The sequence below is a fragment of the Citrobacter sp. LUTT5 genome (assembly GCF_009905315.1).
Classification (GTDB): Bacteria; Pseudomonadota; Gammaproteobacteria; order Enterobacterales; family Enterobacteriaceae; genus Citrobacter; species Citrobacter freundii.
The window spans coordinates 3,086,801-3,109,475 of record NZ_CP047606.1 but is presented as its reverse complement, the minus strand read 5'-3'; the positions used below and the strand labels follow the sequence as shown (position 1 = coordinate 3,109,475).

General features: G+C 50.2%; 24 protein-coding genes, 1 tRNA gene and 1 riboswitch. Of the genes, 13 read left to right on the top strand and 12 right to left on the bottom strand.

What is annotated here, in order from left to right:
* The first annotated feature begins 148 nt into the window (after positions 1-148).
* Positions 149-1,777, top strand: a complete 1,629-nt coding sequence (locus GUC46_RS15120; RefSeq protein WP_130714819.1) for an ABC transporter substrate-binding protein — start codon at positions 149-151, stop codon at positions 1,775-1,777.
* Between the two features lie 142 nt (positions 1,778-1,919).
* Positions 1,920-2,007 (top strand) — tRNA-Ser (locus GUC46_RS15115).
* 154 nt (positions 2,008-2,161) lie between these two features.
* Here GUC46_RS15115 and GUC46_RS15110 read toward each other — a convergent pair.
* The 8 genes from GUC46_RS15110 to GUC46_RS15075 all read right to left on the bottom strand — a co-directional run bounded on the left by GUC46_RS15110 (position 2,162) and on the right by GUC46_RS15075 (position 9,355).
* Positions 2,162-2,965, bottom strand: a complete 804-nt coding sequence (locus GUC46_RS15110) for a cytochrome c1 (protein WP_160180464.1) — start codon at positions 2,963-2,965, stop codon at positions 2,162-2,164.
* Between the two features lie 2 nt (positions 2,966-2,967).
* A complete protein-coding gene (locus GUC46_RS15105; protein ID WP_032936278.1) occupies positions 2,968-4,128 on the bottom strand; it encodes a cytochrome b N-terminal domain-containing protein in 1,161 nt (386 codons plus the stop codon).
* Position 4,129: 1 nt separating this feature from the next.
* Positions 4,130-4,681 (bottom strand): ubiquinol-cytochrome c reductase iron-sulfur subunit, encoded by a 552-nt coding sequence (petA, locus tag GUC46_RS15100; protein WP_044700748.1) that lies wholly within the window; start codon positions 4,679-4,681, stop codon positions 4,130-4,132.
* 27 nt (positions 4,682-4,708) lie between these two features.
* The gene (locus GUC46_RS15095; RefSeq protein WP_003035925.1) at positions 4,709-5,149 is read right to left on the bottom strand and encodes a pseudoazurin; all 441 of its coding nucleotides are present in this window, start codon (positions 5,147-5,149) and stop codon (positions 4,709-4,711) included.
* A 10-nt stretch (positions 5,150-5,159) separates the two neighbouring features.
* Positions 5,160-5,975 (bottom strand): ABC transporter ATP-binding protein, encoded by an 816-nt coding sequence (locus GUC46_RS15090; protein WP_121539887.1) that lies wholly within the window; start codon positions 5,973-5,975, stop codon positions 5,160-5,162.
* Positions 5,972-7,039, bottom strand: coding sequence for an iron ABC transporter permease (locus GUC46_RS15085; RefSeq protein WP_032948951.1), 1,068 nt, complete (start codon positions 7,037-7,039; stop codon positions 5,972-5,974). Before GUC46_RS15085 ends, GUC46_RS15090 begins: the two co-directional genes overlap by 4 nt.
* 66 nt (positions 7,040-7,105) lie before the next feature.
* Positions 7,106-8,158, bottom strand: a complete 1,053-nt coding sequence (locus tag GUC46_RS15080) for an ABC transporter substrate-binding protein (RefSeq protein ID WP_003035934.1) — start codon at positions 8,156-8,158, stop codon at positions 7,106-7,108.
* A gap of 220 nt (positions 8,159-8,378) precedes the next feature.
* Positions 8,379-8,603, bottom strand: a riboswitch (cobalamin riboswitch).
* A gap of 242 nt (positions 8,604-8,845) precedes the next feature.
* Entirely contained in the window at positions 8,846-9,355 is a 510-nt protein-coding gene (locus GUC46_RS15075) for a GNAT family N-acetyltransferase (protein ID WP_016149892.1), read from the bottom strand.
* A 317-nt stretch (positions 9,356-9,672) separates the two neighbouring features.
* Here GUC46_RS15075 and deoD point away from each other — a divergent pair, with 317 nt between their 5' ends.
* The 3 genes from deoD to GUC46_RS15060 all read left to right on the top strand — a co-directional run bounded on the left by deoD (position 9,673) and on the right by GUC46_RS15060 (position 12,502).
* Entirely contained in the window at positions 9,673-10,380 is a 708-nt protein-coding gene (gene deoD, locus GUC46_RS15070) for a purine-nucleoside phosphorylase (RefSeq protein ID WP_003035940.1), read from the top strand.
* A gap of 38 nt (positions 10,381-10,418) precedes the next feature.
* A complete protein-coding gene (gene tsgA, locus GUC46_RS15065; protein WP_054528250.1) occupies positions 10,419-11,582 on the top strand; it encodes an MFS transporter TsgA in 1,164 nt (387 codons plus the stop codon).
* Between the two features lie 86 nt (positions 11,583-11,668).
* The gene (locus tag GUC46_RS15060) at positions 11,669-12,502 is read left to right on the top strand and encodes an outer membrane protein OmpK (RefSeq protein ID WP_003035947.1); all 834 of its coding nucleotides are present in this window, start codon (positions 11,669-11,671) and stop codon (positions 12,500-12,502) included.
* 44 nt (positions 12,503-12,546) lie between these two features.
* Here the strand turns inward: GUC46_RS15060 and GUC46_RS15055 are convergent, their stop codons facing one another.
* The 4 genes from GUC46_RS15055 to dsbA all read right to left on the bottom strand — a co-directional run bounded on the left by GUC46_RS15055 (position 12,547) and on the right by dsbA (position 15,385).
* Complete coding sequence (locus tag GUC46_RS15055; protein WP_003846869.1) at positions 12,547-13,233, bottom strand: Crp/Fnr family transcriptional regulator; 687 nt, start codon at positions 13,231-13,233, stop codon at positions 12,547-12,549.
* Positions 13,234-13,354: 121 nt separating this feature from the next.
* The gene (gene cbpM, locus GUC46_RS15050; RefSeq protein WP_003836827.1) at positions 13,355-13,648 is read right to left on the bottom strand and encodes a chaperone modulator CbpM; all 294 of its coding nucleotides are present in this window, start codon (positions 13,646-13,648) and stop codon (positions 13,355-13,357) included.
* On the bottom strand, positions 13,648-14,568 hold the full coding sequence (cbpA, locus tag GUC46_RS15045; protein ID WP_160180462.1) for a curved DNA-binding protein: 921 nt from the start codon (positions 14,566-14,568) through the stop codon (positions 13,648-13,650). The genes cbpM and cbpA overlap by 1 nt, the downstream gene beginning before the upstream one ends.
* A gap of 193 nt (positions 14,569-14,761) precedes the next feature.
* Positions 14,762-15,385, bottom strand: a complete 624-nt coding sequence (gene dsbA, locus GUC46_RS15040; protein ID WP_003035960.1) for a thiol:disulfide interchange protein DsbA — start codon at positions 15,383-15,385, stop codon at positions 14,762-14,764.
* A gap of 396 nt (positions 15,386-15,781) precedes the next feature.
* On the opposite strand from dsbA, the gene GUC46_RS15035 reads away from it, so the two are divergent.
* The 8 genes from GUC46_RS15035 to agp all read left to right on the top strand — a co-directional run bounded on the left by GUC46_RS15035 (position 15,782) and on the right by agp (position 22,661).
* Positions 15,782-16,186, top strand: coding sequence for a VOC family protein (locus GUC46_RS15035; RefSeq protein WP_003846865.1), 405 nt, complete (start codon positions 15,782-15,784; stop codon positions 16,184-16,186).
* A gap of 70 nt (positions 16,187-16,256) precedes the next feature.
* Positions 16,257-16,619: a copper resistance protein gene (locus GUC46_RS15030; protein WP_088902472.1), complete on the top strand. Its 363-nt coding sequence runs from the start codon at positions 16,257-16,259 to the stop codon at positions 16,617-16,619.
* A gap of 48 nt (positions 16,620-16,667) precedes the next feature.
* Positions 16,668-18,548: a protein-disulfide reductase DsbD gene (locus tag GUC46_RS15025; RefSeq protein WP_160180459.1), complete on the top strand. Its 1,881-nt coding sequence runs from the start codon at positions 16,668-16,670 to the stop codon at positions 18,546-18,548.
* On the top strand, positions 18,545-19,168 hold the full coding sequence (locus GUC46_RS15020) for a DsbA family protein (protein WP_044712489.1): 624 nt from the start codon (positions 18,545-18,547) through the stop codon (positions 19,166-19,168). The genes GUC46_RS15025 and GUC46_RS15020 overlap by 4 nt, the downstream gene beginning before the upstream one ends.
* Positions 19,158-19,664 carry a protein disulfide oxidoreductase gene (locus tag GUC46_RS15015; RefSeq protein WP_044712488.1) on the top strand — a complete coding sequence of 169 codons (507 nt, stop codon included), beginning with the start codon at positions 19,158-19,160 and terminating at the stop codon, positions 19,662-19,664. The genes GUC46_RS15020 and GUC46_RS15015 overlap by 11 nt, the downstream gene beginning before the upstream one ends.
* A 135-nt stretch (positions 19,665-19,799) precedes the next feature.
* Positions 19,800-20,555: a sulfite exporter TauE/SafE family protein gene (locus tag GUC46_RS15010; RefSeq protein WP_160180457.1), complete on the top strand. Its 756-nt coding sequence runs from the start codon at positions 19,800-19,802 to the stop codon at positions 20,553-20,555.
* 69 nt (positions 20,556-20,624) lie between these two features.
* Entirely contained in the window at positions 20,625-21,332 is a 708-nt protein-coding gene (locus GUC46_RS15005) for a helix-turn-helix transcriptional regulator (protein WP_160180455.1), read from the top strand.
* A gap of 87 nt (positions 21,333-21,419) precedes the next feature.
* On the top strand, positions 21,420-22,661 hold the full coding sequence (gene agp / locus GUC46_RS15000) for a bifunctional glucose-1-phosphatase/inositol phosphatase (RefSeq protein ID WP_160180453.1): 1,242 nt from the start codon (positions 21,420-21,422) through the stop codon (positions 22,659-22,661).
* The last annotated feature ends 14 nt before the right edge of the window (positions 22,662-22,675 follow it).

The window sequence follows — 22,675 nt, the reverse complement described above, 5'->3', positions numbered from 1 at the left end:
AAAAGTGTCTAAATTAGATGTTACCACTTATTGTTTGAAAATGTCAGATCGACATCTTATAGGTCACTGAAAAATATTGCGTTATTTACTGCATCCCTTTATGAGTGATTGCGGTGTCATCATAAAACAGAACAATAAGGTGCAGGGAATGACTCAACACAAATCGAAGGTATTTACGTTTACGCTGTTGGCCGCTTGTGTGATATCAATAAACGGCGCGGCATGGGCAGCTCATGTTCCCGCAGGAACAGCATTGGCTGAAAAGCAGGAACTGGTGAGAAATAACAGCAGTGAGCCGGCATCGCTGGATCCGCATAAAGTCGAAAGCAACGTTGAGTTTAATTTAATCAGCGATATGTTCGACGGTCTGGTTGCTGTCAAGCAGGATGGGTCTATCGAGCCCCGCCTTGCGGCATCCTGGGAGAATAAAGACAATACTATCTGGACCTTTCATTTACGTCCGGGCATTACCTGGTCTGATGGCTCTGCGATTACCGCACAGGATGTTGTCTGGAGTTGGCAGCGTCTGGTCTCGCCGCAAACGGCTTCACCTTATGCTTCGTATCTGGGCAATATGCATGTTGCGAACGCGGTTGATATTGCCCAAGGGAATAAAGATCCCGCTACACTAGGGGTCAAAGCCCTGGATGATACCACGCTGGAAATTACCCTGACGCAACCGACGGCGGCGTTTCTGGCGATGCTGGCGCATCCATCGCTGGTGCCGCTGGATAAAGTTCTGATTGGGCGTTTTGGCGACAAGTGGACCCGACCAGAACATTTTGTCAGCAGTGGGCCGTACAAACTATCGCAATGGGTGGTCAATGAGCGCATCGTTGCCGAGCGTAACCCACATTACTGGGACGATCGGCATACGGTTATTAATAAAGTTACTTATTTGCCCATCAGCTCAGAGTCGGCTGACGTAAACCGCTATAAGGCCGGTGAAATCGACATTGTTTATAGCGTACCGGTCAATCAGTTCGCCCAACTGAAAAAAACGATGGGCGATGAACTGCATGTCTCTCCCCAGCTTTCAACGTATTACTATCAGTTCAATACAACCCGCGCGCCGTTTAATGATCCGCGCGTGCGCCGGGCGCTGAATATGGCGTTGGATAAAGACATCATTGCGCAAAAGGTGATGGGGCAGGGGCAGCGAGCTGCGTGGGTTATCAGCCAGCCGGAAATAGGTGGGGTGAAACTGCATGCACCGGAGTATGCGTCATGGCCGCTCGAAAAACGTATTGCTGAAGCCAAAAAACTGCTTGCTGAAGCCGGTTTTGGTCCTGAGCATCCGCTTAGCTTGAATTTGCTCTACAACACCTTCGAAACGCACCAGCGTATTGCGATTGCCGCATCGTCGATGTGGAAGAAAAACCTTGGCGTCGAGGCGAAGCTGCAAAACCAGGAATGGAAAACCATGCTGGACACTATGCACACCGGTAATTTTGACGTCGTGCGCTATGCGTGGATAGCCGATTATGATGATGCTTCAAGTTTCCTCAATATTTTCCGTACCGGTGATAGCGAGAATACTACCAAGTACAGCAATCCCGCCTTTGATGAAGCGATGCGTAATGCGGCGAAAGCAAATTCACTGGAAGAACGAGGCAAATACTATCAGCAGGCTGAAGATCTTTTAGGTGATGATGTCCCTGCGATTCCGGTTTACCACTATGTCCGCACGCATCTGGTGAAGCCGTGGGTGGGGGGATTTGCGCCGGATAACCGGGGAAATTACTACACCAAAGATATGTACATCAAAAAACATTAAGCGTTGTAGCTGGTATTTGTGCTGATTAAATGGTCAATCTGTTGTTATTTCAGTCGATTAACAATATTTTGGCTGTTTTTCAGGCAAACGAACACATTGGTGCTTTACAGGCCCGTTCGGGATGTTTATAGTGCGCCTCATTGGAAGCGTGGCCGAGCGGTTGAAGGCACCGGTCTTGAAAACCGGCGACCCGAAAGGGTTCTAGAGTTCGAATCTCTACGCTTCCGCCAAACATAAACCCCAAGCTATCAAATAGCTTGGGGTTTTTTCGTTTTGCTCGGTTTATATTTTGTCTTCCTTTACTCGTCTTAGTCGCGCAAGAGCAACAGTGCTGCTGACCGGTTGAATGCTGGTGAACTGAGTAATCACCCCGCCTCGCAAAAGCTACATGAGCGAACGTCTCTTCATTCGTCGTAATATCCATAGCAGCCCCAGTATAATAGCCAGATAGCCCATAACGTAAATCCCTTGCTGTTTTCGTTCAGAGAGCGCCGGATCGGCTGCCCATGCCAGAAAGGCGGTAACATCCCTGGCGTATTGCTCCTCAGTTTCAGCTTTCTGCGACGCCGGACTCCATTGGATCTCTCCGCTATTCAGTGGTTTCGGCATGTTAATCACGCCGCCCGGAAAATAGCGGTTAGCCTTCAGTTCGGGATCGTCAGGCAGATAGCCGGTGAGTAGCGCGTAGACGTAATCAGCTCCCTGGTCCGTGTAGGGCAGAAAAGCATCTAACAGGAATTGCGGAAATCCACGATCGTATGAGCGGGCGCGGACGATATAGCTCAGGTCAACAGGTTCTGCGCCATTATTAAGGTATCGAGCTTCCCGCTCGTTTAAATATGGCGATATAAAGCTGTCATTTAGCGTCCCGTCCCGCTCACCCATCTGGCCGTCATCCTGAATCTCAGGAAACTGATAGCTGTTAGCGATACTTCTTGCTTCTTCTTCCGTGAGTTCCGGGCCGCCGGATCTGGTCAAGGTTCGAAAGGTAAGGTGCTTCATGCCGTGACAAGCGCGACACTTCTCTTCATAAACCTGCAGACCACGCCGAAGCTGCTCTTTATCATACTGGCCATTGATGCCGCTGAAACTCCATTCCTGTCGTTCAGGCGTGGCTTCTTGCGCATAGGTGGAGCCCAGTCCCAATAGAGAAAAACACAGAACACTGAATTTCAATAGTCGTTTCATTATCAGTCCTGTTTTTCCAGAAAACGACGGCAAGGTAATACGATTAAAAACCAGGCAAACCAAATCAGCGTCGAAAGCTGGGACGCGGCACGTATCCAACCTTCTTCGTTACGAAAACCGTCAAGAAGGTCGGGGCCAACCAGCGCTTTCGATCCTAACCAGCCTAAAAAGCAGGCATTGATGACCCACAGCCAGAATCCGCATTTGACCAGCTTGCTGTAATGGCGAAAACGAGCCCGGGAGGTATCAAGCCAGGGAAGAAAATAGAAAATCAGTATCGAACCGCACATCGCGGCTAGTCCCACGAATTCATTCGGGAAACAGCGCAAGATGGAGAAGAAGGGAAGGAAATACCATTCTGGCGCAACAATCGCCGGTGTAATCGTTGGGTCTGCGGGAATAAAGTTATCGGCGCTGCTCAGATAGTGCGGAGCAAAGAATAAAAACCAGGCGAAGAGCATCAAAAAAAGGGTGATTTTGATGGCATCGAGATCGGTAATTTTGTAATCGAACAACAGGCTCCTGGACTCTTTCTCGCTGAACTTCTTTTTCATCGCCTGGGCAAACGCTGACTGTACGGTTCGTATATGAAAAACCGTTGCCACGACAATCACAAAAGGAAGAATAAAGTGGATAACAAAAAAGCGGCCAAGCATCGGTGTTCCCGGCGTATGGCTACCGACTAAATATGCGTATAACGTATCACCCACTAGCGGAATGGCCTGGGCAAAGCGAGTAATGACCGTTGCCGCCCAGTAGCTTTTTTGCCCCCAAATAAGACTATAACCAAGAAATGCGGTTATCATCAGGAGGATATACAGCGTGACGCTAATCAACCACATTGTTGTCCAGGGCTTGCGGTACACGTTGTAGTACATACCGCGAAAAATATGCAGATAACAGGCAAAGAAAAAGAGCGATGCGCCAATAGCATGCATATTACGTATCAGTTCTCCGTGGCGAACCGCACGCATAATATGAATAATGGAGTCAAATGCCAGCCCGGCTGTCGGCACGTAAAACATCGCCAGTACGATACCTGTCAGGATCTGCACGCCGAGCATAACCAGCAGGATTGCGCCGATAGCGAACAGCCAGAGTCCGGCAATCGAACGAGGAAAAGGAATTCGCCAGCGAAGCGAATAGACGCGCTCACTCATCATGTCAGGCTTCCTTAGTGCCGATACGCACGATCTGACCATCAGAATGAAAGGCGTAATCCGGGATTGCCAGGTTGGCCGTTGCGGGGCCGCGCGTCACGCGCCCGGAGGTATCAAATTCCGAGCCGTGGCACGGACAAATCCAGCCCAGCCCTCCCGGCTGGGCGTTGGGGACACATCCGGCATGTGGACAGTACCCTTGAACCACCAGCCATTGGGGATGAACCGCAGAGACCCTCTCGCTGTCAGACTGTGGATCAATAAGCGTATGCCAGTTGGTATTTCTGGCGGCGACAATCTCTTCCTGCGTGCGGTGGTGAATAAGAATCAGCTTTCCCTGCCATATGCGCCTGATGGTTTGTCCAGCAGCAACACCCGCAAGAGAAACATCAATCGGTTCATTTTCCCCTAGCGTTTTCTCATCCGGGCTTAAGGCCGAAACCAGCGGCCACACGGCAGCCGCGACGCCCGCCGCGCCGACGAATTTCGTCAGTTTACACAGGCATTCCCGACGCTGTTCCTGGATTTCGCCATCTGCAAGTTTTTTATCTGCCACCTTGTATTTCTCCCAGAGTAATGCGGATTATTGTTTGTCGATACGCGCGTAAATTTCCTGAAAGCGCTTATCAGCAATACCCGGCGCTTTGAATGCCCGATAGCTGTCCGGTAACGTGGTATCGCCAACCTTAATCATCATCACCATGCCCTGAGCGTAATGCGGTGAACATTTGATGCCGTAAAATCCAGGATTGTCATAAGTCACCTCGATCTCTTCATCTATTTTTCCCATGAAACCGGGATAGTCAGCCGGAGACAATTCAGCAATTGAAGCCGCGTTGTGGCTCTTATGCTTACGGATAAACTTCACCGTATCACCGGGTTGGATCTCCAGATAATCCGGCTCGTAGACCATCGGCCCCGCAGACCCACGATTCTTCATCAACACTTCGTGAGTTTGCGCGAAGGCTGAAGAGGCGAGGGCGAGTAAACACAAAACTTTCAGACTCTGTTTGAGGTATTTCATCGATTCTTCCTTAAAATTCATCAGGTCTTTGATAACGAATAAAACAGTTTTCACTACCCGCTTCATGTTCGACAACGGCGTCGATACCAAACCAGGCATGGAGATTATCGCGGGTAAAAACGGTGCAAGGTTTACCCTGCATCGCCATTTGTCCGGAGGTCATTACGATGATGCGATCGCAGAACATTGCGGCATGATTAAGGTCGTGCAGAGCAGCAATCACCGTGAGCTTTTCACGTTTAACCAGACTCAGCAGGCCAATCTGATGTTGAATGTCGAGATGGTTGGTGGGTTCGTCCATCAGCAACAATTGCGGCTGCTGCGCCAGCGCCCGTGCAATATGCAGGCGCTGTTTTTCTCCCCCGGAAAAGGTATGCCAGCAGCGGTGCTGTAATTCACTGAGATCGACCTTCTCCAGCATCGTTTGTACGATATCGTCATCTTTGGCAGACCAGGGGGTGAGCAGGCTAAGCCAGGGGGTCCGTCCCAGAGAAACGGCTTGTAAAGCGGTAAGCCGCTCGCTGGTTTCAGCCTGTTGTTCGACCAGCGCCACATGTTGCGCAAGATGACGCCGCGAATAGTGCTGGAGCGCTTTTTGCCGCAGAGTGATGTGCCCGGAAGTCGGCTTCAGCAAACCGGCCAGCAGTGAAATCAGTGACGTTTTGCCCGAGCCGTTGGGACCGATGATACCGACAAACTCGCCGGGAGTTACGCGGAGAGAAATATCATCAACAATCGTCTTACCCTTTACCTTCCAACGCAGATTGCAGGCTTCAATAACGGCTTGCGCAGAGATAACAAGTGGCTGTACGAGGTTTACCGTCATTTGTTCTGGTTTCCTCTTATCAGAATGATTGAAAACGCAGGCGCGCCGACCAAAGCCGTGATTACCCCAATGGGCAGTACCTGGCCGGGTAGTAACGTGCGGGAAATAACATCGGCGACAATGAGGAAAATGGCGCCGGTAAGCGCACTAACCGGCAGCAGTCGATGATGCTGGTTGCCGACCAGCAAACGAGCGGCATGAGGGATCACCAGACCGACAAAGCCGATCGCACCAACAATGGAGACCATAATCGCAGTCATACCGGTGACAGCAGCAATTAGTACTGCGCGAGTACGTTTGACTGGAATGCCCAACGATGCCGCGGATTCAGCGCCAAAGGAGAACGCATCAAGGTGGCGGACATAACAGAAGCACAGCGCAATACCGACCAGAGCGGTAGGAATAGCTAAGACAACATCGGGCCAGCGTACACCGCTCAAATTGCCTAACAACCAGAACATAATTCCGCGTGCTTGCTCGGCGTTTGCTGAGCGGGTGATGATAAGCGACGTAATCGCATTGAACAGTTGCGAACTGGCGATCCCGGCAAGAATGATTTGGGTTGTAATCCCGCCACCTTGTTTACCGCCAGCGGCCATCGCCAATAGTGCAACGAACAGAAATGCCGTCAGCGCACCAATGAACGCCCCTAAAGACATACTGATGATGCCAGCCCCCAGTCCCGTGAGCGCAATCAGCACCGCACCGGTAGATGCTCCGGCAGAAATCCCCAGTAGATAAGGTTCGGCGAGCGCATTGCGTAGCAACGACTGTAACACTACGCCGGAAACAGCCAGGCAGGCGCCGCAGCTGGCTGAGACCAGTGCTCGGGTCAGGCGGTAGTTCCAGACGATCCCGGCATCCAGTGCATCGACAGGATAGTGGGTATCGAAAAGATGATTTGCCAATGTGCTGAGTACGTGCTGCCAGGGGATAAACGTTTCGCCGATGGAAATCCCCGCCAGCAGTACGCAACACATCAGCGCACTGACCCAAACGGCATGACCACCGACTCTCACCGCAAGCTGACCAACAGCGCGACGCATCCTGCGAGAATCACTCATGATTATCTGCGTTCCTGAGTAACGGAGATGCGCTATACCGTGCCGTGATATAGCGCAAAATGTAGATTAATGAGCAGCCTGCGGATGCGCTAAGCCATATTCAACCAGAGCGTCAGCCAGTTTTTCCACTCCATCAATAGTTCTGATCCCGGCATTCATTGTCTGTACGTCAATGGCCGGCAGATGGTTTTCTTTGACGGCAGGAATCAGTTTGGTGACAGGATCGGACTGGAGGTATTCCATCTTGATCTTCCAGTCATCTGCCGGGAAGCGTCGGCGGCTCATCTCACCGAGCACAATGACAGAAGGGTTAGCTTTAGCGATGGTTTCCCAGCCCACCGTTGGCCACTCTTCAGCAGAATCAATGACATTTTTCACACCCAACGTTTGGGCTATCCATGCTGCTGGGCCAAACTTCCCGGCAACGTAAGGATCGAGCTGTAAATCGGCGCTTGAGAACCAGAACACGGCGGAAACATTCTTATCCATGCCGGTAATTTTATTTTTTGCTGCTGATTCACGCGCTTTAAGGCTGGCAATCAGCGCTTCGCCTTTATCCTGAACATCAAAAATTTTTGCCAGATCGGCGACCTCCTGATACACCATAGCAATATCAAACATGCCCTTACGAACACCATCACCCCCATCTTCGTTATCCTTAGCACAGTCAGCTGGCGCGGTGTAAACGGGCACCTTCAGTTCACTAAACTGTTCGTATGAGGCAACTGTGCCAGCAGGGCCGATTTGCCATTCAAACTGGCTGGCGACCAGATCTGGTTTTTTAGCCACAATTCCTTCAAAGCTGGGAATATTTTGCGCAATGACGGCAACTTTTTCATTTGCTGCTTTGTAAGCATCCAGTACCGGGCCAAACCACAACGAAGTACCCACGACGCGATCGGCCAGCCCCAGTGAATAGAGAATCTCGGTACTGTTCTGACCCACGGTTGCCACGCGCGTTGGTGCCTGATTAAAGGTAATATCGCGTCCACAGTTTTTAATCGTCAGAGGATATTCGGTTTTTGCCGCGTTAGAAAAACCGGAAGTCAACAGTACAGTGGTTCCAACAATAGCCAGAAGCGTTTTTTTAGAAGAGAAAAATGTAGAATTAGCGTGCATTATCATCGTCCCGTTGATGCCAGAATCTTAAAGTCTGGTCATGGCTCATTTCATTCCATATATCGGGAGGAGACATGAAGATAGATGACATTAAATCGTGAATTTTAAGAATGAAGATATGCAACAAATGCAAATAAGCCTTACTTAGCCAAAATCTTATTCATAAATACACTACTGCTTACGTCAAATAATTCATCCCATGGACCATCCCGTCCACTTAATGGTATACATCGTTGACAGCAGGTCTCCTGACTCACGGTAATCAGAATATCAGCCTTCCCATAAAGACGAGCTTTACAGTGACCTGTGGCTTATTAACCACACAAGGATATTCTGCATCCGCCTACAGTTGCGGGGGCAGTTATGGAATTGAATTGAATAATTCTCACCATATTCCTATTCATATACAAAAATGTAATGAAATGCTGTCAAAAGCGACTCTAACGGCAATTGTTAACGAGGTCAACCGTATGAATAAATAGGGAAAACCTCACACCTCTGTTAAAATTGTTATATTTTACAGTTGGTTATGCTTAAATCCTTTATCTCGGAGGTCTACATGAAAATAACAATAAAAAGCTAAATGAGAATTGATTGATATTGATCAAACTATAAACACAGTTTTATTTTTTCAATTTAATCATATTGATCGTTATCAATAACGCAGTTAATTAGCGTTGGGTTAATTTAATAATGTGATCTCTGCATATGTACCAATTGCCATTCATCCTGCATATCCATAACGACGCTAAAATCTTTACGCAACCAAAAATGATACCCTCCAGGCAAGAAATGATGAGTATGAAGATATAAGGTTTTATATTTTTGCTGCTGGCAGAACATTTGAGCTAAAGCAAACAACCGGCTTCCGATTCCCTGTCTGCGGTAGCGCGCATCCACGTAGCAACGACAAATTTCTGCCGTTTCAGGCAAATTATAGTGCCCACGTAGCTCAGTGATACGATCATCATATTGACATACAGCAAGTGTAGCGATGAGCTCTTGTTTTTCACTCCATGCGCAAAGTAATAGATTTCTTTCTTGCAAAATATACTGCTGCTTGAGATCGAAGATATCTTCTTCAGCAGCAGGCATGACTCTCCCGGCATTGAAGAACAAATTAAGATGCTTAATAAGGAACGACTGAACAGCAGGTATATCGGCGTGAGTCATCTCACTAAACCTTAATCGGGTCATGGCAGGCATCCAAGCTTAGAGTGGAATACGATAATAACAATAAGACCACTTTCAAAACAATATTGACGCTGCTATGGCTACTCGCGCCAACGCGGTAGTCACCAGCGATTTGGGGGCTAATCTGTTCTTTTATTGTTCTGGGTCTTGCTTTTCCTAACTGTTGCCGAGGCATAGTTTTCCTCTGCATCCTAAGCCTGCAACTCTAACTCTCAGAAATGAGAGGCCGATCCTTTGAGCAGGACTTTTGTCCTCAATCCTCTGCAAACGTCTGGTTACAATCCCTGCATATCTCCAATACCCATAATTCAGGAATTGTTATGACTGCACATATTAATGCTAAAGCGGGTGATTTTGCGCCAACTGTGATTATGCCGGGCGATCCGCTGCGCGCAAAATTTATTGCCGAAAATTATCTCATGGATTACCGCGAAGTTACCAACGTGCGTAATATGCTGGGCTATACCGGTCTTTATTTTGGTCAACCTGTTTCGGTGATGGGACACGGTATGGGTATTCCGTCTATGACGCTATACGCCCATGAGCTGGTACATGATTTTAATGTGAAGAGAATTATTCGCGTCGGTAGTCTGGGGGCAACACAACCGCATGTCAAAATGCGCGACATTATTCTGGCTCTCGCTGCCGGTACTGACTCTGTCACAAATTTAAAACGTAGCGCGGGCTACACGATGGCGACGTCCGCTCACTTCCCATTACTACAACAGGCGTGGATGCTGGCGCAGAAGGCCGGAATCGACATTAAGGTCGGTAATGTTTTCAGTGGCGATCTTTATTACGATCCTGACGAAAACCTCATTCCTGCACTGGAAAAGTTTGGTGTACTGGGTGTGGATATGGAGGTGGCCGGCTTATACGCCTTAGCACACCAATTTAATATTGAAGCACTGGCTATTTTAACGGTGTCCGATCATTGCCTGACAGGCGAAGAAACCACGGCAGAGGAACGACAATTAACTTTTAAAAATATGATTGAGCTGGCGCTAAATACAGCCGTTACGGCTTAGCATTGGCTTTTAATTGAACCAATCAGGGATGTCATTATATGAAGAATAAAATAGCACTTACACTGATTAGTTTTCTGGCAAATTTTATTATGGCGGGGTTTGCCAGTCAGTTTGGAATGCTGATTGAACCGATTGCGGTACGTTACAGTGCTGATGTGAATACCGTTGCCTCGATATTTTCGCTGCTTAACGGTGGGGCATTAGCGGGGACCATCGCCGCCTTTTTCCTGATAGAAAAAATTGGCGTCAAGCGAATGACGTTTATTATCTATTCGATAGTGTTCCTCTGTTCGCTGGCAATGCACTTAAGCCCCGGCTTATGGCCAGTGATGGTTGCTATGACTTTGGTGGGCTTTTGCGGTGGGATTGGCCTGTGCGTGGCAGGAACGATTGTCGTTTCGGTATGGCAGGATCGCATTCAAAGTACAATGTTGGTGGTACAAGACGCCACCTTTAACGTCGCAGGCGTGGTTTTCCCGCTGATCACCACCTACGCCCTGACGCACAATATGTCATGGAGTTACAGCTATCTAAGTGTTGGCATGGTGGCCTTACTTACGTTAGGTGTGGTGGCGCTCACTCGTTTTACTGCCTGTGAAAACGCGTCTGCGGAGGAGCGGACAGACGCGGTGAAGTCTGAGTGGAACCCAGGGATTATTAGCGGAGGTATTGGTCTGTTCTTAGGTATGCTGGCGCTGTATACCTTCCTGACCTGGGCACCATTATTTGTGAAGAACAAATTTGGCATTCCTTTTGAAGAAGCCGGTAATATTATTACGCAATACTGGGGAGCGGCGTTGGTTGGGGCGCTAGTATCAACTGTCATTGTTTCTCGAGTGAGGATACATTATTTCCTGTTGAGTATTATTTTGCTCGCTTGCGTTATTACGACCATTATTGTAACGAAAGACAACATCTCGGGGCTTGATTATCTGGCTTATAGTTACGGATTCGTCTGTGCGGCGCTGTATAACTCCTTTATTGCCTACGGAGTTTCATTTGTGAAGCGCGCAAGTAGTCAGAATGTTTCATATATTTTAATTAGCGGTAGCGCCGGGGCTATGTTTAGTCCAGCGATCAGTGCGCTAATGGAAAAAACAATGGGCTTGCAGAAAATTATGTACGCAATACCAGTATTATATTTAATAATCTTTATCATGTTGATGGGTACATTAAAACTTAAACGTAACAAAGCACAGTAATAACACTTACCTCTCTAATTAGATAGTCAGTCGCCACACCATTTATTTGGTGGGGCGACACTCAACCTTGCTCAAAGGAATTGAAAATGATGAAGAATAAATCAATGATTAAAAAAACAGTTCTGGGCGCAATCGTTGCAATGAGCTGTACGCAAGCGCTTGCTGCTGATTATACCGATGGCAACGTCCGTAAAAATGATTTTAACTGGATGCAGATGAACTTAATGCAAAGTGTGGATGCGAAAGTGCCTTATGGTATTCGTAATGACACTTATCTGGAACTGGAATTTGGGGCGCGTTCCGGAATTATCGATCTGTATGGTTATGTCGATTTCTTTGATATTTTTGACCGCAAGCAGGATGACCGCCATGGTGGCGATAACTTTTTCGCCAAGATATCCCCACGGTTTTCCCTGGATGCTATTTTTAATAAAGATTTATCCGTTGGGCCATTTAACGAATTCTATATCGCAACGGTAAATAACATTGGCGACCGGGAATTATTTGAACATTATGTCGGTCTGGGCACAGATGTTAAGGTTCCGTGGTTTGGTCTGGTGGGAATGAACATCTATGCGCATTATGTGCGTGAAAACTACGGTGCGGATAACGAAGGCAAGTGGGATGGCTACATGTTCTCGACCAACTGGTCGACGCCGTTCTATACCTTTGCCAACGGCAGCTACCTGAACTATCAGGGTTACTTTGACTATCAGTTCGCCGCTAACAAGATTGCTAATCAACCGTTATACAGCAATAACGCGATTGAATGGTATAACGGTATCTACTGGCATTCAGAGCATTATGCGGTGGGTTATGGCCTGAAGTATTTCCGCAATATGGCATTGATGGAAAATCACGGCGGAGCAGGGCGCACCACCGGACTCGGTCACTACTTCAACCTTACCTATAAATTCTGATTGCGCTGAACTGACACACCAACCTTCTCTACGGAGATGGTGTGTCAGTCAATGATGTCATTGCCGAGGAATTTACGCAGTCCATCCAGATCCTTAATTTCCAGTCCTTGCTTCGTGCGCGTTACCAGTCCGGCATCCGTCAGGGCTTTAACCGCCCGCCGATAGACCCGATCGGTGGTGCCGAACCGTTCTGCTTCCTGGTATTTTTTATGGAAACCATCCATCGGCTGTTTGTTCTGATGCTGGCGATACAGATCATACGCCACGTTATGAACGATAGGGTAGAGCATCCGGTGCAGGAAGATTTCCAGCATATCCTGATAATCAATCGCCATCGCACTGGCAAAAAATATCGCCAGTCTCGGGTGCTGGTTTAGCGCTTCTTCCAGACGATCACAGCTGCACACCGCCACGGTCAACGGCTCTTCGGCCACGATATCAAGCTGGCAGCGATACCCGGTAAAAAACTCCATTTCACCAAATAGTTGCTCATCACATTCCATTGCGCCCAACTGAAAACGGCGACCATTTTCCGCGCTGTAACGCAGGGAAATTCTGCCTGATTGCACCATGATAAGTCGATCGACTACCTGTCCCTGGCGATAGAGATACTCATCTTCGTGGATCATCTGCGTTTCAGAGAGCAGTTCCTGGAATATCTTCTCAATTAAGGCATCATCTTGCTGCCAGATATTGTGAAAACGACCTTTTGTGAGGGGCTTAAGCTGCATGGCTCAACGTCTTATTGTTTGAGATAATTCTTATCCCTGACTGTATGCTATCTACTGCTTAATGTCATTAAGAGCGCGGGGCGGACAATAAAAGGGCCAGCACCATGCTGGCCCTGACGCACTAAGGATGGCTGATAAAACGGGACAATCGCTGGCGCAGCAGGCGATTTTCCTGACGTAACTGAGCGTTCTCTTCCAGCAACGTCAATGCAACGGCAATCCCTGGCCAGTCAAGTTCCAGCTCCTGACGCAGGCGCATCGCGCGACGCATTACGGTCAGCGCATGATCGTCAAACGTCTCGTCTTCATGGGGTTCTATCACCCCTAAGCCGACAACCTCATGCAGTTCTTCTTCTGACACACCGGTGTACAGACAAAATTCGGTAATGGTAAAAGTGACGGTAACGTTAGCCATTATGCTTTCCCCCACTCTTTGCGCGGATCAAAGGTCTTTTGTGCATCCGCCAGTTGTTGCCACAGGGCGGCACTGGTGTCGTCAGGTTTCGGTGGCATGACGATCTTGATCACCGCAAACAAATCGCCGGTATGTTTTTTACTTACCAGACCCTTGCCTTTAATGCGTAGCCGCTGACCGGCCTGGCTGCCTGCAGGAATGGTCAGCAGGATGCTCTCTTTCAGCGTCGGAACGGTTACTTTCGCACCCAGCGCAGCTTCCCACGGCGCCAGAGGAACGACAACTTCCAGATCCTGATTAACGATATCGAACAGCGGATGCGGCGCAATATGAATCACCAGCCACAAATCACCGTTCGGCCCACCGTTTTCGCCGGGCGTGCCCTGACCTTTCAGGCGGATACGCTGACCGTTACCGACGCCAGCTGGGATTTTCACGTTCAGTGTTTTAGGAATTTCTCGTTCTACCATGCCAAACGCATTGTAGACTGGCAGGTTGTAACTGATAGTGCGGCTGTGCTCAGTAAGCGTTTCTTCGAGGAAGACGGCAACTTCTATTTCGATGTCATGCCCGCGGCTGGCAGGGCGCTGGCGCGACTGGTGCGCACGCTGACCAAAAATAGAGGAGAAGATATCGTCGAAATCTTCGGCGCTGTAGCTTTGCCCCTCTCCTTGCTGGAATTGACGGCTGAACTGAGGGTCGTTGCGATGCTGCCACAGTTGGTCGTACTCGGCACGTCGCTGTTCATCACTCAGGACTTCCCAGGCTTCAGCAACCTCTTTAAACCGGGCCTCAGCGTCAGTCTCTTTGCTGACATCAGGATGGTATTTACGGGCGAGTCGACGATAGGCGGTCTTGATTGTCTTGAGATCGTCTGTCGGTTTCACGCCCATAATGGCGTAATAATCCTTTAATTCCATAGCGTTCTCTCGTGTAAATCAACACTTGAAGAAGGTGTACCCCGACAACAGGTAACACCGCTAAGTTTAGGGTAATCCTGATAACGGCGAATGCCAACCGGGAAGAAAGGATATTGGTCTAAATGATGTGATTGCGCACCACCAACAGCGCTTTTGACTGTTGTGTGGTGCGAAAAGTGAGATTAGCGAAACGTCAGGATTTGGTGATCAGATAGCGAACCGTATCCGCGTAGCTCTTCACAAAAGAGTTTAGGTCGTCAGATTTCAGTCCTTTTGGATTGATCATATATTTACCGTTGATAAAAATGGCGGGCACACCGGTTAAATCTACCGCTTTAGCCATTTCTTGTTGTTTCGCGGTCAGGGATTTCACGGCAAAACTGTTCCAGGCGGCATCATAATCACTGGCGCTGACGCCCGCGCTGATAAATACGTTACGAATATCATCCGCTGTTTTAACGGTTTGTTTTTTCTGAACGGCATCAAAAAGCAACGGTTTAACTTTATCTTGTACGTTTAAAAGCATGGCGACGGACCAGGCGTGCGTCATGTCTTGCCCCAGCGGACCTAAAAAGTCGACGTGGTATTCGGTGAGTTTGACATCAGCAGGCAGTACTTTTTTCACGTTATCCGTGATTTCAAAAACTTCATCGTACTGATAACAGGAAGGACAGTAAAATGAGAAAAACTTCAGCGCAGCTGGGGCGGAAGCGACGGGTTTTTCCAGGGTGATATACTCTTTACCGTCGGTAAATGATGCTGCCTGAGCGCTAACTGTAAAAAGTAACCCAATCAGGGGTAATAAATATTTTTTCATTTTCATATACTCTAAATAACATTTGATAAACAAATTATCTGCTAATGAATACGTTATTCATTGCGTCTGGATATAATAAGGAAATCCCCTGAAAATGCGCTGACCCTTACTTTCATTTACGCATCAGTACGTAGCGGGCATTATTTGTGTGCTGACATTGAAATATTCTCTGGCATTCTTCGTAAATAGTGAATGATAACTTCCGTGATATTTTTAGGGGTGTTTTTAGCAATGTTATAGTGTAATAAACAAAGACGAAAATATGATTAATTATCATTTCGCCTTAAAGCGTGAATGGCAAGGTATTGCGCTAAGTATTTGCAAATACCCCTGTAGATTGTCTTTTTCTTGTCGCGCGTGAATGAATAGGGTAAGTGTCAGAGATGAGCAACCCAAATGGATATCACTATGATCGACCACCTGGATCACCTGGTACTAACCACCAATCATGAAGAGGCTTGCGTTCGTTTTTATGTCGAGCTTTTAGGCATGAGGTTGGAAACTTTCGCACAAGGTCGGAAAGCCTTCGTCTTTGGCAATCAGAAAATCAATCTCCATATTCGGGGAAAAGAGTTTGAACCTAAAGCCTACGCGCCAACGCCGGGGGCGCTGGATTTGTGTTTTATCACCACGCGTACACTGGAAGAGGTGACAGAGACGTTTCAAACCCACGGAGTTGAGATTATTGAAGGGCCCGTTGCACGAACCGGCGCGACAGGACCGATTCGCTCGGTTTATGTCAGGGATCCCGATCTCAATCTGATTGAAATCGCGGTATATCCAGCAGATGGAAGGACATAACTTTACAGCGTAAAGGTTGCCAAAAACCGGCGAGTGGTTAAGATAACTCGCATCAATGAGTGAGGGTATAATGGCGAAACGTCAACGGATGGGATGGTTGTTCCTCTGTCTGGCATGTGTTGTGGTGATGGTTTGCACCGCACAACGCATGGCGGGCCTGCACGCGTTGCAGATGGATACCGCCGTTACAAGCGTTGTCGCCAGCGCACAAGTGCAGACCGATGAAACCTCACCCGTTACCCCTTGTGAACTGAGCGCGAAGTCATTACTGGCTGCGCCACCCGTACTGTTTGAAGGTGCTATTCTGGTGCTGTGCCTGCTGCTGTCGTTGCTGGCGCCAGTGCGGGTGTTTCGTCTACCTTTTTTCCCACCGCGAGCTATCTCGCCGCCTACTCTCCGGGTGCATCTCCGATTTTGCGTCTTCCGTGAATGACAGAACAGCCGTTGCTGACTGTTAGATAATTATTCACGGAGAAAAACTATGATGACTGTTTTCAGGCAGACACTGCTCTGTCTGTTATTGCTATGGCTGCCCGTATCCTGGGCGGCTGAACCCGGCTGGATGCGTTCACCCGATAACGATCACGCCAGCGTGCGGTTACGCGCTGATACGTCCGCTGGCGGTGAAACCCGTCTGTTGTTGGATGTCAAACTGGAGGACGGCTGGAAAACCTACTGGCGTTCTCCGGGCGAGGGGGGCGTTGCGCCTGCTATCGCCTGGAAAGAGGAAATGCCTGCGGTCGACTGGTTCTGGCCAACCCCTGCTCGTTTTGAGGTCGCCAATATCACTACCCAAGGGTATCACGATAAGGTGACGTTCCCGATGGTGGTGCGCGGTATAGCGCCCGCCACGCTCAGCGGCGTTTTGACGCTATCCACCTGTAGCAACGTTTGCCTGTTGACGGATTTTCCTTTTTCCGTGACGCCCACAGCTCAGGACCCGACTTTTGCACATGACTATGCTCAGGCGATGGGACAGATCCCACTAGCCAGCGGCCTGACCGATGCTCTGAGCGCCGGCGCACGGGCGGGAGAGTTAGTCGTCGAGGCTCACCGTGCGGGAGGCTGGACTGCACCAGGGCTGTATCTGGATGCTGTTGATGATGCGGATTTTGGCATGCCGCAAATCCATGTTGAGGGAGAGACATTACGCGCCACGGTACCTGTACATGACGGTTGGGGAGAAGGCGCGCCGGATCTGCGTGGTAAGTCAGTCACCCTGGTGCTGGCAGATAACGGTGTTGCCCAGGAAAGTCGTCTTGCGATTGGCGAAGCCCCGGTTGTTGAGAACGCCTCACTCCCACTGTGGCAAGTGGTGCTAATGGCGCTGCTGGGCGGTTTGATCCTCAATCTGATGCCCTGTGTGTTACCGGTTCTGGGCATGAAGCTGGGCTCGATTTTGCTGGTCGAGGAAAAAAGTCGTCGCCAGGTCCGTCGTCAGTTCCTCGCATCGGTAGCCGGAATACTTGTCTCATTTATGGCTCTGGCTCTATTGATGACGGTGCTGCGTTTAACCAATCAGGCGCTTGGCTGGGGGATCCAGTTTCAGAATCCATGGTTCATTGGCGTGATGGTACTGGTGATGCTGACGTTCAGCGCCAGCCTGTTCGGGTGGTTTGAATTCCGACTCCCTTCTGCGATGACTACCACGCTGGCGACTCACGGCGGCAACGGTCTGTCGGGACATTTCTGGCAAGGTGCATTTGCGACGCTGCTTGCTACGCCGTGCAGTGCCCCGTTCCTTGGAACGGCGGTGGCGGTGGCATTGACCGCTTCGCTGCCGACATTGTGGGGATTGTTTATCGCACTTGGGCTGGGAATGAGCTTACCGTGGCTGCTGGTGGCTCTGCGTCCCGGTCTGGCGCTGCGTTTGCCGCGGCCAGGACGCTGGATGAATATGTTGCGGCGTCTGCTCGGCGTGATGATGCTGGGTTCCGCTATCTGGCTTGCGACGTTGCTGCTCCCGCATTTCGGGTTCGTAGGGCAAAGCACCGGCAAAGAGAGCGTGAACTGGCAACCGCTAAGCGAGCAAGCTATTGAGGATGCGCTGGCGCAACATAAGCGCGTGTTCATTGACGTCACAGCAGACTGGTGCATCACCTGTAAGGTAAACAAGTTCAACGTCTTGCATAAAGATGACGTACAGGCCGCATTGCAACAGCCGGATGTGGTGGCGCTGCGCGGCGACTGGACACTCCCTTCTGAAGTCATTACCGAATTTCTAAAAAAACGCGGCCAGGTTGCTGTGCCGTATAACCAAATTTATGGCCCCGGTCTGCCGGAAGGCCAGGTGTTACCCACGTTGTTAACCCGCGATGCGGTACTGCAAACGTTGAACGATGCCAAAGGAGTTACCCCATGAAGATGATGATTGTTCTGCTGTTAACCCTGTTTTCTGCCGTCAGTATCGCGAAAGAACCTGCGCCGTTTACCCCGGAACAGGAAAAGCAAATTGAAGCATTAATTCAGGAAGCCCTGTTTAACGATCCCAACAGCCCGAGGATTGGCTCAAAGCAGGCAAAACTGACCCTGATAAACTTCACCGATTACAACTGCCCATACTGCAAGCAGTTGGATCCAATGCTGGAAAAAATTGTGCAGAAATATCCTGACGTGGCGGTAGTGATCAAACCGTTGCCGTTTAAAGGTGAAAGCTCGGAACTGGCGGCGCGGACCGTGCTGACGACATGGCATGAGCATCCGCAGCAGTTTCTGGCGCTACATGAGAAACTGATGCAGAAGAAGGGCTACCATACCGATGTCAGTATCAAACAGGCGCAGGAAAAAGCGGGGGCCAGTCCGGTGACGCTGGACGCCCAAAGTGCTGAAACGCTGAGCACTAACCTGCAACTGGCGCGACTGGTGGGTGTACAGGGAACCCCCGCAACGATCATTGGCGATGAACTTATTCCCGGTGCGGTGCCGTGGGAAACGCTTGAGGAAGTGGTAAAAGAAAAACTGGCGGCGGCCAATGCTCAGTAAACTGCGCCGCTGGTTGCGCGAAGGGCTGATCTTACTGGCACTGTTGGCGGGGGCGATGCTGCTGATGGATGCCTGGCGCGCGCCGCAGCTCCCTGCCTCTTTTGACAGCACGCCTTTACAAACGCTGGATGGTGAAACCGTCACGCTGGCGGCGCTCAGCAAAGACAAGCCAGTGTTGCTTTATTTCTGGGCGAGCTGGTGCGGCGTATGCCGCTTCACGACGCCGGAAGTCGACAGGCTGCGTTCTGAAGGTGAAAATGTGATGACCATTGCGTTACGCTCCGGAAATGAAGCTGAGGTATCTCGCTGGCTGTTGCGTAAAGGCGTGGAATTTCCGGTCATCAATGATGCGAACGGGGCTATTTCCCGCAGTTGGGCGATTAGCGTCACGCCCACGCTGGTGGTGATGTCAGAAGGTCGGGTGGTATCAACCACCAGCGGCTGGACCAGCTACTGGGGCATGAAACTTCGGTTGTGGTGGGCGAAAACGTTCTGATAAATGTGCCGGGGAAACCCGGCATTTTTTTATGGCGTCGCCTTCCTCTGGAAGGCATATTTCGTTGCCTGACGAAGCAAGCACAGTGATTAACGTCCAGAATCAGTCATCTTCTCTTTTCCAGGAAAGTGCAACATGACGAGTTCTTTAGCGTTTGGACCCGCTTTGGTGGTGATGATTGCCGCCACATTTGTCCTCGCCGGGATTGTGAAAGGCGTTACGGGTATGGGGTTGCCCACCGTGGCGATGGGGATCCTCGGATCGCTTATTTCACCGGTTGCCGCGGCGGCTATGCTGCTATTGCCTTCGCTGATCAGTAATCTGTTTCAGTTTGGCGGTGGTGGAAATACACGCCAATTACTCAAACGACTGTGGCCAATGCTGCTGACAGTGGTAGTGGCGACTCTGCTTGCCAGCGCCTGGATTACCGGGGGCGACACCACCCGAACTCAGTTTGCGCTCGGCGTGGCGCTGGTGGCCTACGCTATCTGGACGCTGGCGGGAAAGAAAATCACGGTGGCCCCGCAGCGTGAAAAACCGTACTCCCTCGTTATTGGATTTGTGACTGGCTTATTGACCGGCGGAACCGGGGTGTTTGTGATGCCCGCCGTACCCTGGATCCAGTCCCTGGGCTTTGAGAAAGATGAACTGGTACAGGCGCTCGGGATCTCTTTTACCTTTTCGACCCTGGCATTGGCGCTGGGTCTGTGGTGGCATAACGCGCTGCCCGTACAATCCCTAAGCTTGTCGGCTTTGGCCATTGTTCCTGCACTTATTGGCCAGTGGATAGGAACCCGTGTGCGAAGGGTTATTTCTCCGCTCGTGTTTAAACGCTGTTTTCTGTTGTGTCTGGTCGGGTTGGGTACAGAGATGATGCTGCGTGCTGTGTGACCGGTTCGGTGACTTTGCGCGACTTTCATGGCATCGTTAATTCAGAGATTCAGGGTCAATGAGGTCGTTATGGCATCCGTGATGTTACATGAAGAAGAGGGCGATCTGGAGTCGAAAATGGCACTCACTGCGGCAGTGATGGCCGATAAATCGCGCTCGCGTATGCTGTGCGCCCTGATGGATGGCCGCGCCTGGACTGCAACTGAGCTCAGCGCTGTGGCGGATGTGTCTGCGTCGACCGCCAGCGCGCATCTGGCGCGTCTGTGCGAACAACGTTTTGTTGTGGCGCTTGCGCAGGGCAGACATCGTTATTTTCGCCTTGCGAGTCCCGATATCGCTGAACTGCTGGAACGCCTGATGGGCGTTGCGTGGGCGACATCAATGCCCCGGAGAATCACAACGCCGCCAGGTTTGCGGCATGCCCGCACCTGCTACGACCATCTCGCCGGAGAGGTCGCGGTGAGGTTGTTTGATACGTTGGTTTCCCGTCAGTGGTTAACGCCGGATGGTGAAATGCTGACTCCTCTTGGCCAGGAAAAGCTGGCCCAGATGGGGATTGTCCTGGCGGCGGGTTCATCCCGGCGGAAGTTAACCTGCGGTTGTCTGGACTGGAGCGAGCGACGTTATCATCCTGGTGGTGTGCTTGGCGCAACGCTGCTGCGCTGGTTCAGTGAACAGCGATGGATAAAAACCGAACAGGACAGCCGCCACGTCATCTTCACACCTCTTGGCATTCGTAAACTCGAAACCGAGTTTGGTGTTAAAACGACACGCTAGATGGTCTGTTTTGCGAAAGCGTTCCCGGAAATATGTCATATTTCTGTCACACTCTGTTGTGATTGATAACAACAAGAGGTCGTAGGGATGAATAAATCGTTAATCGCCGCCGCTGTGGCAGGGGCTGTATTACTGTCCAACGCCGCGCAGGCGCAGACCGCGCCGGAAGGGTATCAGCTTCAACAAGTATTGATGATGAGTCGGCATAACTTACGTGCACCTTTAGCCAATAATGGCAGCGTTCTTGAACAGTCCACACCCAAACAATGGCCAGAATGGGATGTCCCCGGCGGACAACTCACTACTAAAGGCGGTGTGCTGGAAATCTATATGGGCCACTACATGCGAGAGTGGCTAGCAGAGCATGGGATGGTGAAATCGGGCGAATGTCCGGCACCGGATACGGTGTATACCTATGCTAACAGCCTGCAGCGCACTGTTGCTACGGCGCAGTTCTTTGTCACCGGTGCTTTCCCAGGTTGCGATGTTCCGGTCCATCATCAGGAAAAAATGGGCACCATGGATCCCACCTTTAATCCGGTGATCACCGATGATTCCGCCACCTTCAGCCAGCAGGCCGTTCAGGCCATGGAGAAAGAGCGAAGTAAAATGCAGCTCAACGATAGCTATCAGTTGCTTGAGCAAATGACCGACTACAAAGACTCTCCATCCTGTAAAGAAAAACAGCAGTGTTCCCTGACCGATGCCACAGATACGTTCAGCGCGAAATACCAGCAGGAGCCAGGCGTATCGGGGCCGCTGAAGGTGGGGAATTCGCTGGTCGATGCCTTCACGCTGCAGTATTACGAAGGCTTCCCGATGGACAAGGTTGCCTGGGGCGAGATTAAATCGGATCAGCAGTGGAAGGTTCTGTCGAAGCTGAAAAATGGCTATCAGGACAGCCTGTTCACCTCCCCGGAAGTGGCGCAGAACGTCGCCAAACCTCTGGTGAAATATATTGATAATGCGCTGGTTACGGAACGCGCGAAAGCACCGAAAATAACCGTGCTGGTGGGACATGACTCAAACATCGCTTCGCTGCTCACCGCGCTGGATTTCAAACCATACCAGCTTCACGATCAGAACGAGCGTACGCCGATTGGCGGGAAGATTGTCTTCCAGCGCTGGCATGACAGCAACGCAAATCGTGATCTGATGAAAATCGAGTATGTGTATCAGAGCTCGCAGCAGTTGCGTAATGCAGATGTTCTGACGCTGAAATCCCCGGCGCAGCGCGTAACGCTTGAGCTGAAAGGATGTCCGATAGATGCGGATGGTTTTTGCCCGATAGATAAGTTCGACAGCGTGCTGAATGAGGCGGCTAAATAAAAGAAAAACTCCCC

What these genes read in the sequence shown, in the direction of transcription:
- deoD (WP_003035940.1), top strand. Translation starts at nt 9,673, where the DNA reads ATGACTGCACATATTAATGCTAAAGCGGGTGATTTTGCGCCAACTGTG.
- GUC46_RS15015 (WP_044712488.1), top strand. Translation starts at nt 19,158, where the DNA reads ATGCTCAGTAAACTGCGCCGCTGGTTGCGCGAAGGGCTGATCTTACTG.
- GUC46_RS15090 (WP_121539887.1), bottom strand. Translation starts at nt 5,975, where the DNA reads ATGACGGTAAACCTCGTACAGCCACTTGTTATCTCTGCGCAAGCCGTT.
- cbpA (WP_160180462.1), bottom strand. Translation starts at nt 14,568, where the DNA reads ATGGAATTAAAGGATTATTACGCCATTATGGGCGTGAAACCGACAGAC.
- GUC46_RS15075 (WP_016149892.1), bottom strand. Translation starts at nt 9,355, where the DNA reads ATGACCCGATTAAGGTTTAGTGAGATGACTCACGCCGATATACCTGCT.
- dsbA (WP_003035960.1), bottom strand. Translation starts at nt 15,385, where the DNA reads ATGAAAAAATATTTATTACCCCTGATTGGGTTACTTTTTACAGTTAGC.
- GUC46_RS15110 (WP_160180464.1), bottom strand. Translation starts at nt 2,965, where the DNA reads ATGAAACGACTATTGAAATTCAGTGTTCTGTGTTTTTCTCTATTGGGA.
- GUC46_RS15035 (WP_003846865.1), top strand. Translation starts at nt 15,782, where the DNA reads ATGGATATCACTATGATCGACCACCTGGATCACCTGGTACTAACCACC.
- GUC46_RS15030 (WP_088902472.1), top strand. Translation starts at nt 16,257, where the DNA reads ATGGCGAAACGTCAACGGATGGGATGGTTGTTCCTCTGTCTGGCATGT.
- GUC46_RS15085 (WP_032948951.1), bottom strand. Translation starts at nt 7,039, where the DNA reads ATGAGTGATTCTCGCAGGATGCGTCGCGCTGTTGGTCAGCTTGCGGTG.
- GUC46_RS15005 (WP_160180455.1), top strand. Translation starts at nt 20,625, where the DNA reads ATGGCATCCGTGATGTTACATGAAGAAGAGGGCGATCTGGAGTCGAAA.
- GUC46_RS15010 (WP_160180457.1), top strand. Translation starts at nt 19,800, where the DNA reads ATGACGAGTTCTTTAGCGTTTGGACCCGCTTTGGTGGTGATGATTGCC.
- GUC46_RS15105 (WP_032936278.1), bottom strand. Translation starts at nt 4,128, where the DNA reads ATGATGAGTGAGCGCGTCTATTCGCTTCGCTGGCGAATTCCTTTTCCT.
- tsgA (WP_054528250.1), top strand. Translation starts at nt 10,419, where the DNA reads ATGAAGAATAAAATAGCACTTACACTGATTAGTTTTCTGGCAAATTTT.
- agp (WP_160180453.1), top strand. Translation starts at nt 21,420, where the DNA reads ATGAATAAATCGTTAATCGCCGCCGCTGTGGCAGGGGCTGTATTACTG.
- GUC46_RS15055 (WP_003846869.1), bottom strand. Translation starts at nt 13,233, where the DNA reads ATGCAGCTTAAGCCCCTCACAAAAGGTCGTTTTCACAATATCTGGCAG.
- GUC46_RS15120 (WP_130714819.1), top strand. Translation starts at nt 149, where the DNA reads ATGACTCAACACAAATCGAAGGTATTTACGTTTACGCTGTTGGCCGCT.
- GUC46_RS15080 (WP_003035934.1), bottom strand. Translation starts at nt 8,158, where the DNA reads ATGCACGCTAATTCTACATTTTTCTCTTCTAAAAAAACGCTTCTGGCT.
- GUC46_RS15060 (WP_003035947.1), top strand. Translation starts at nt 11,669, where the DNA reads ATGATGAAGAATAAATCAATGATTAAAAAAACAGTTCTGGGCGCAATC.
- GUC46_RS15020 (WP_044712489.1), top strand. Translation starts at nt 18,545, where the DNA reads ATGAAGATGATGATTGTTCTGCTGTTAACCCTGTTTTCTGCCGTCAGT.
- GUC46_RS15025 (WP_160180459.1), top strand. Translation starts at nt 16,668, where the DNA reads ATGATGACTGTTTTCAGGCAGACACTGCTCTGTCTGTTATTGCTATGG.
- GUC46_RS15095 (WP_003035925.1), bottom strand. Translation starts at nt 5,149, where the DNA reads ATGAAATACCTCAAACAGAGTCTGAAAGTTTTGTGTTTACTCGCCCTC.
- cbpM (WP_003836827.1), bottom strand. Translation starts at nt 13,648, where the DNA reads ATGGCTAACGTTACCGTCACTTTTACCATTACCGAATTTTGTCTGTAC.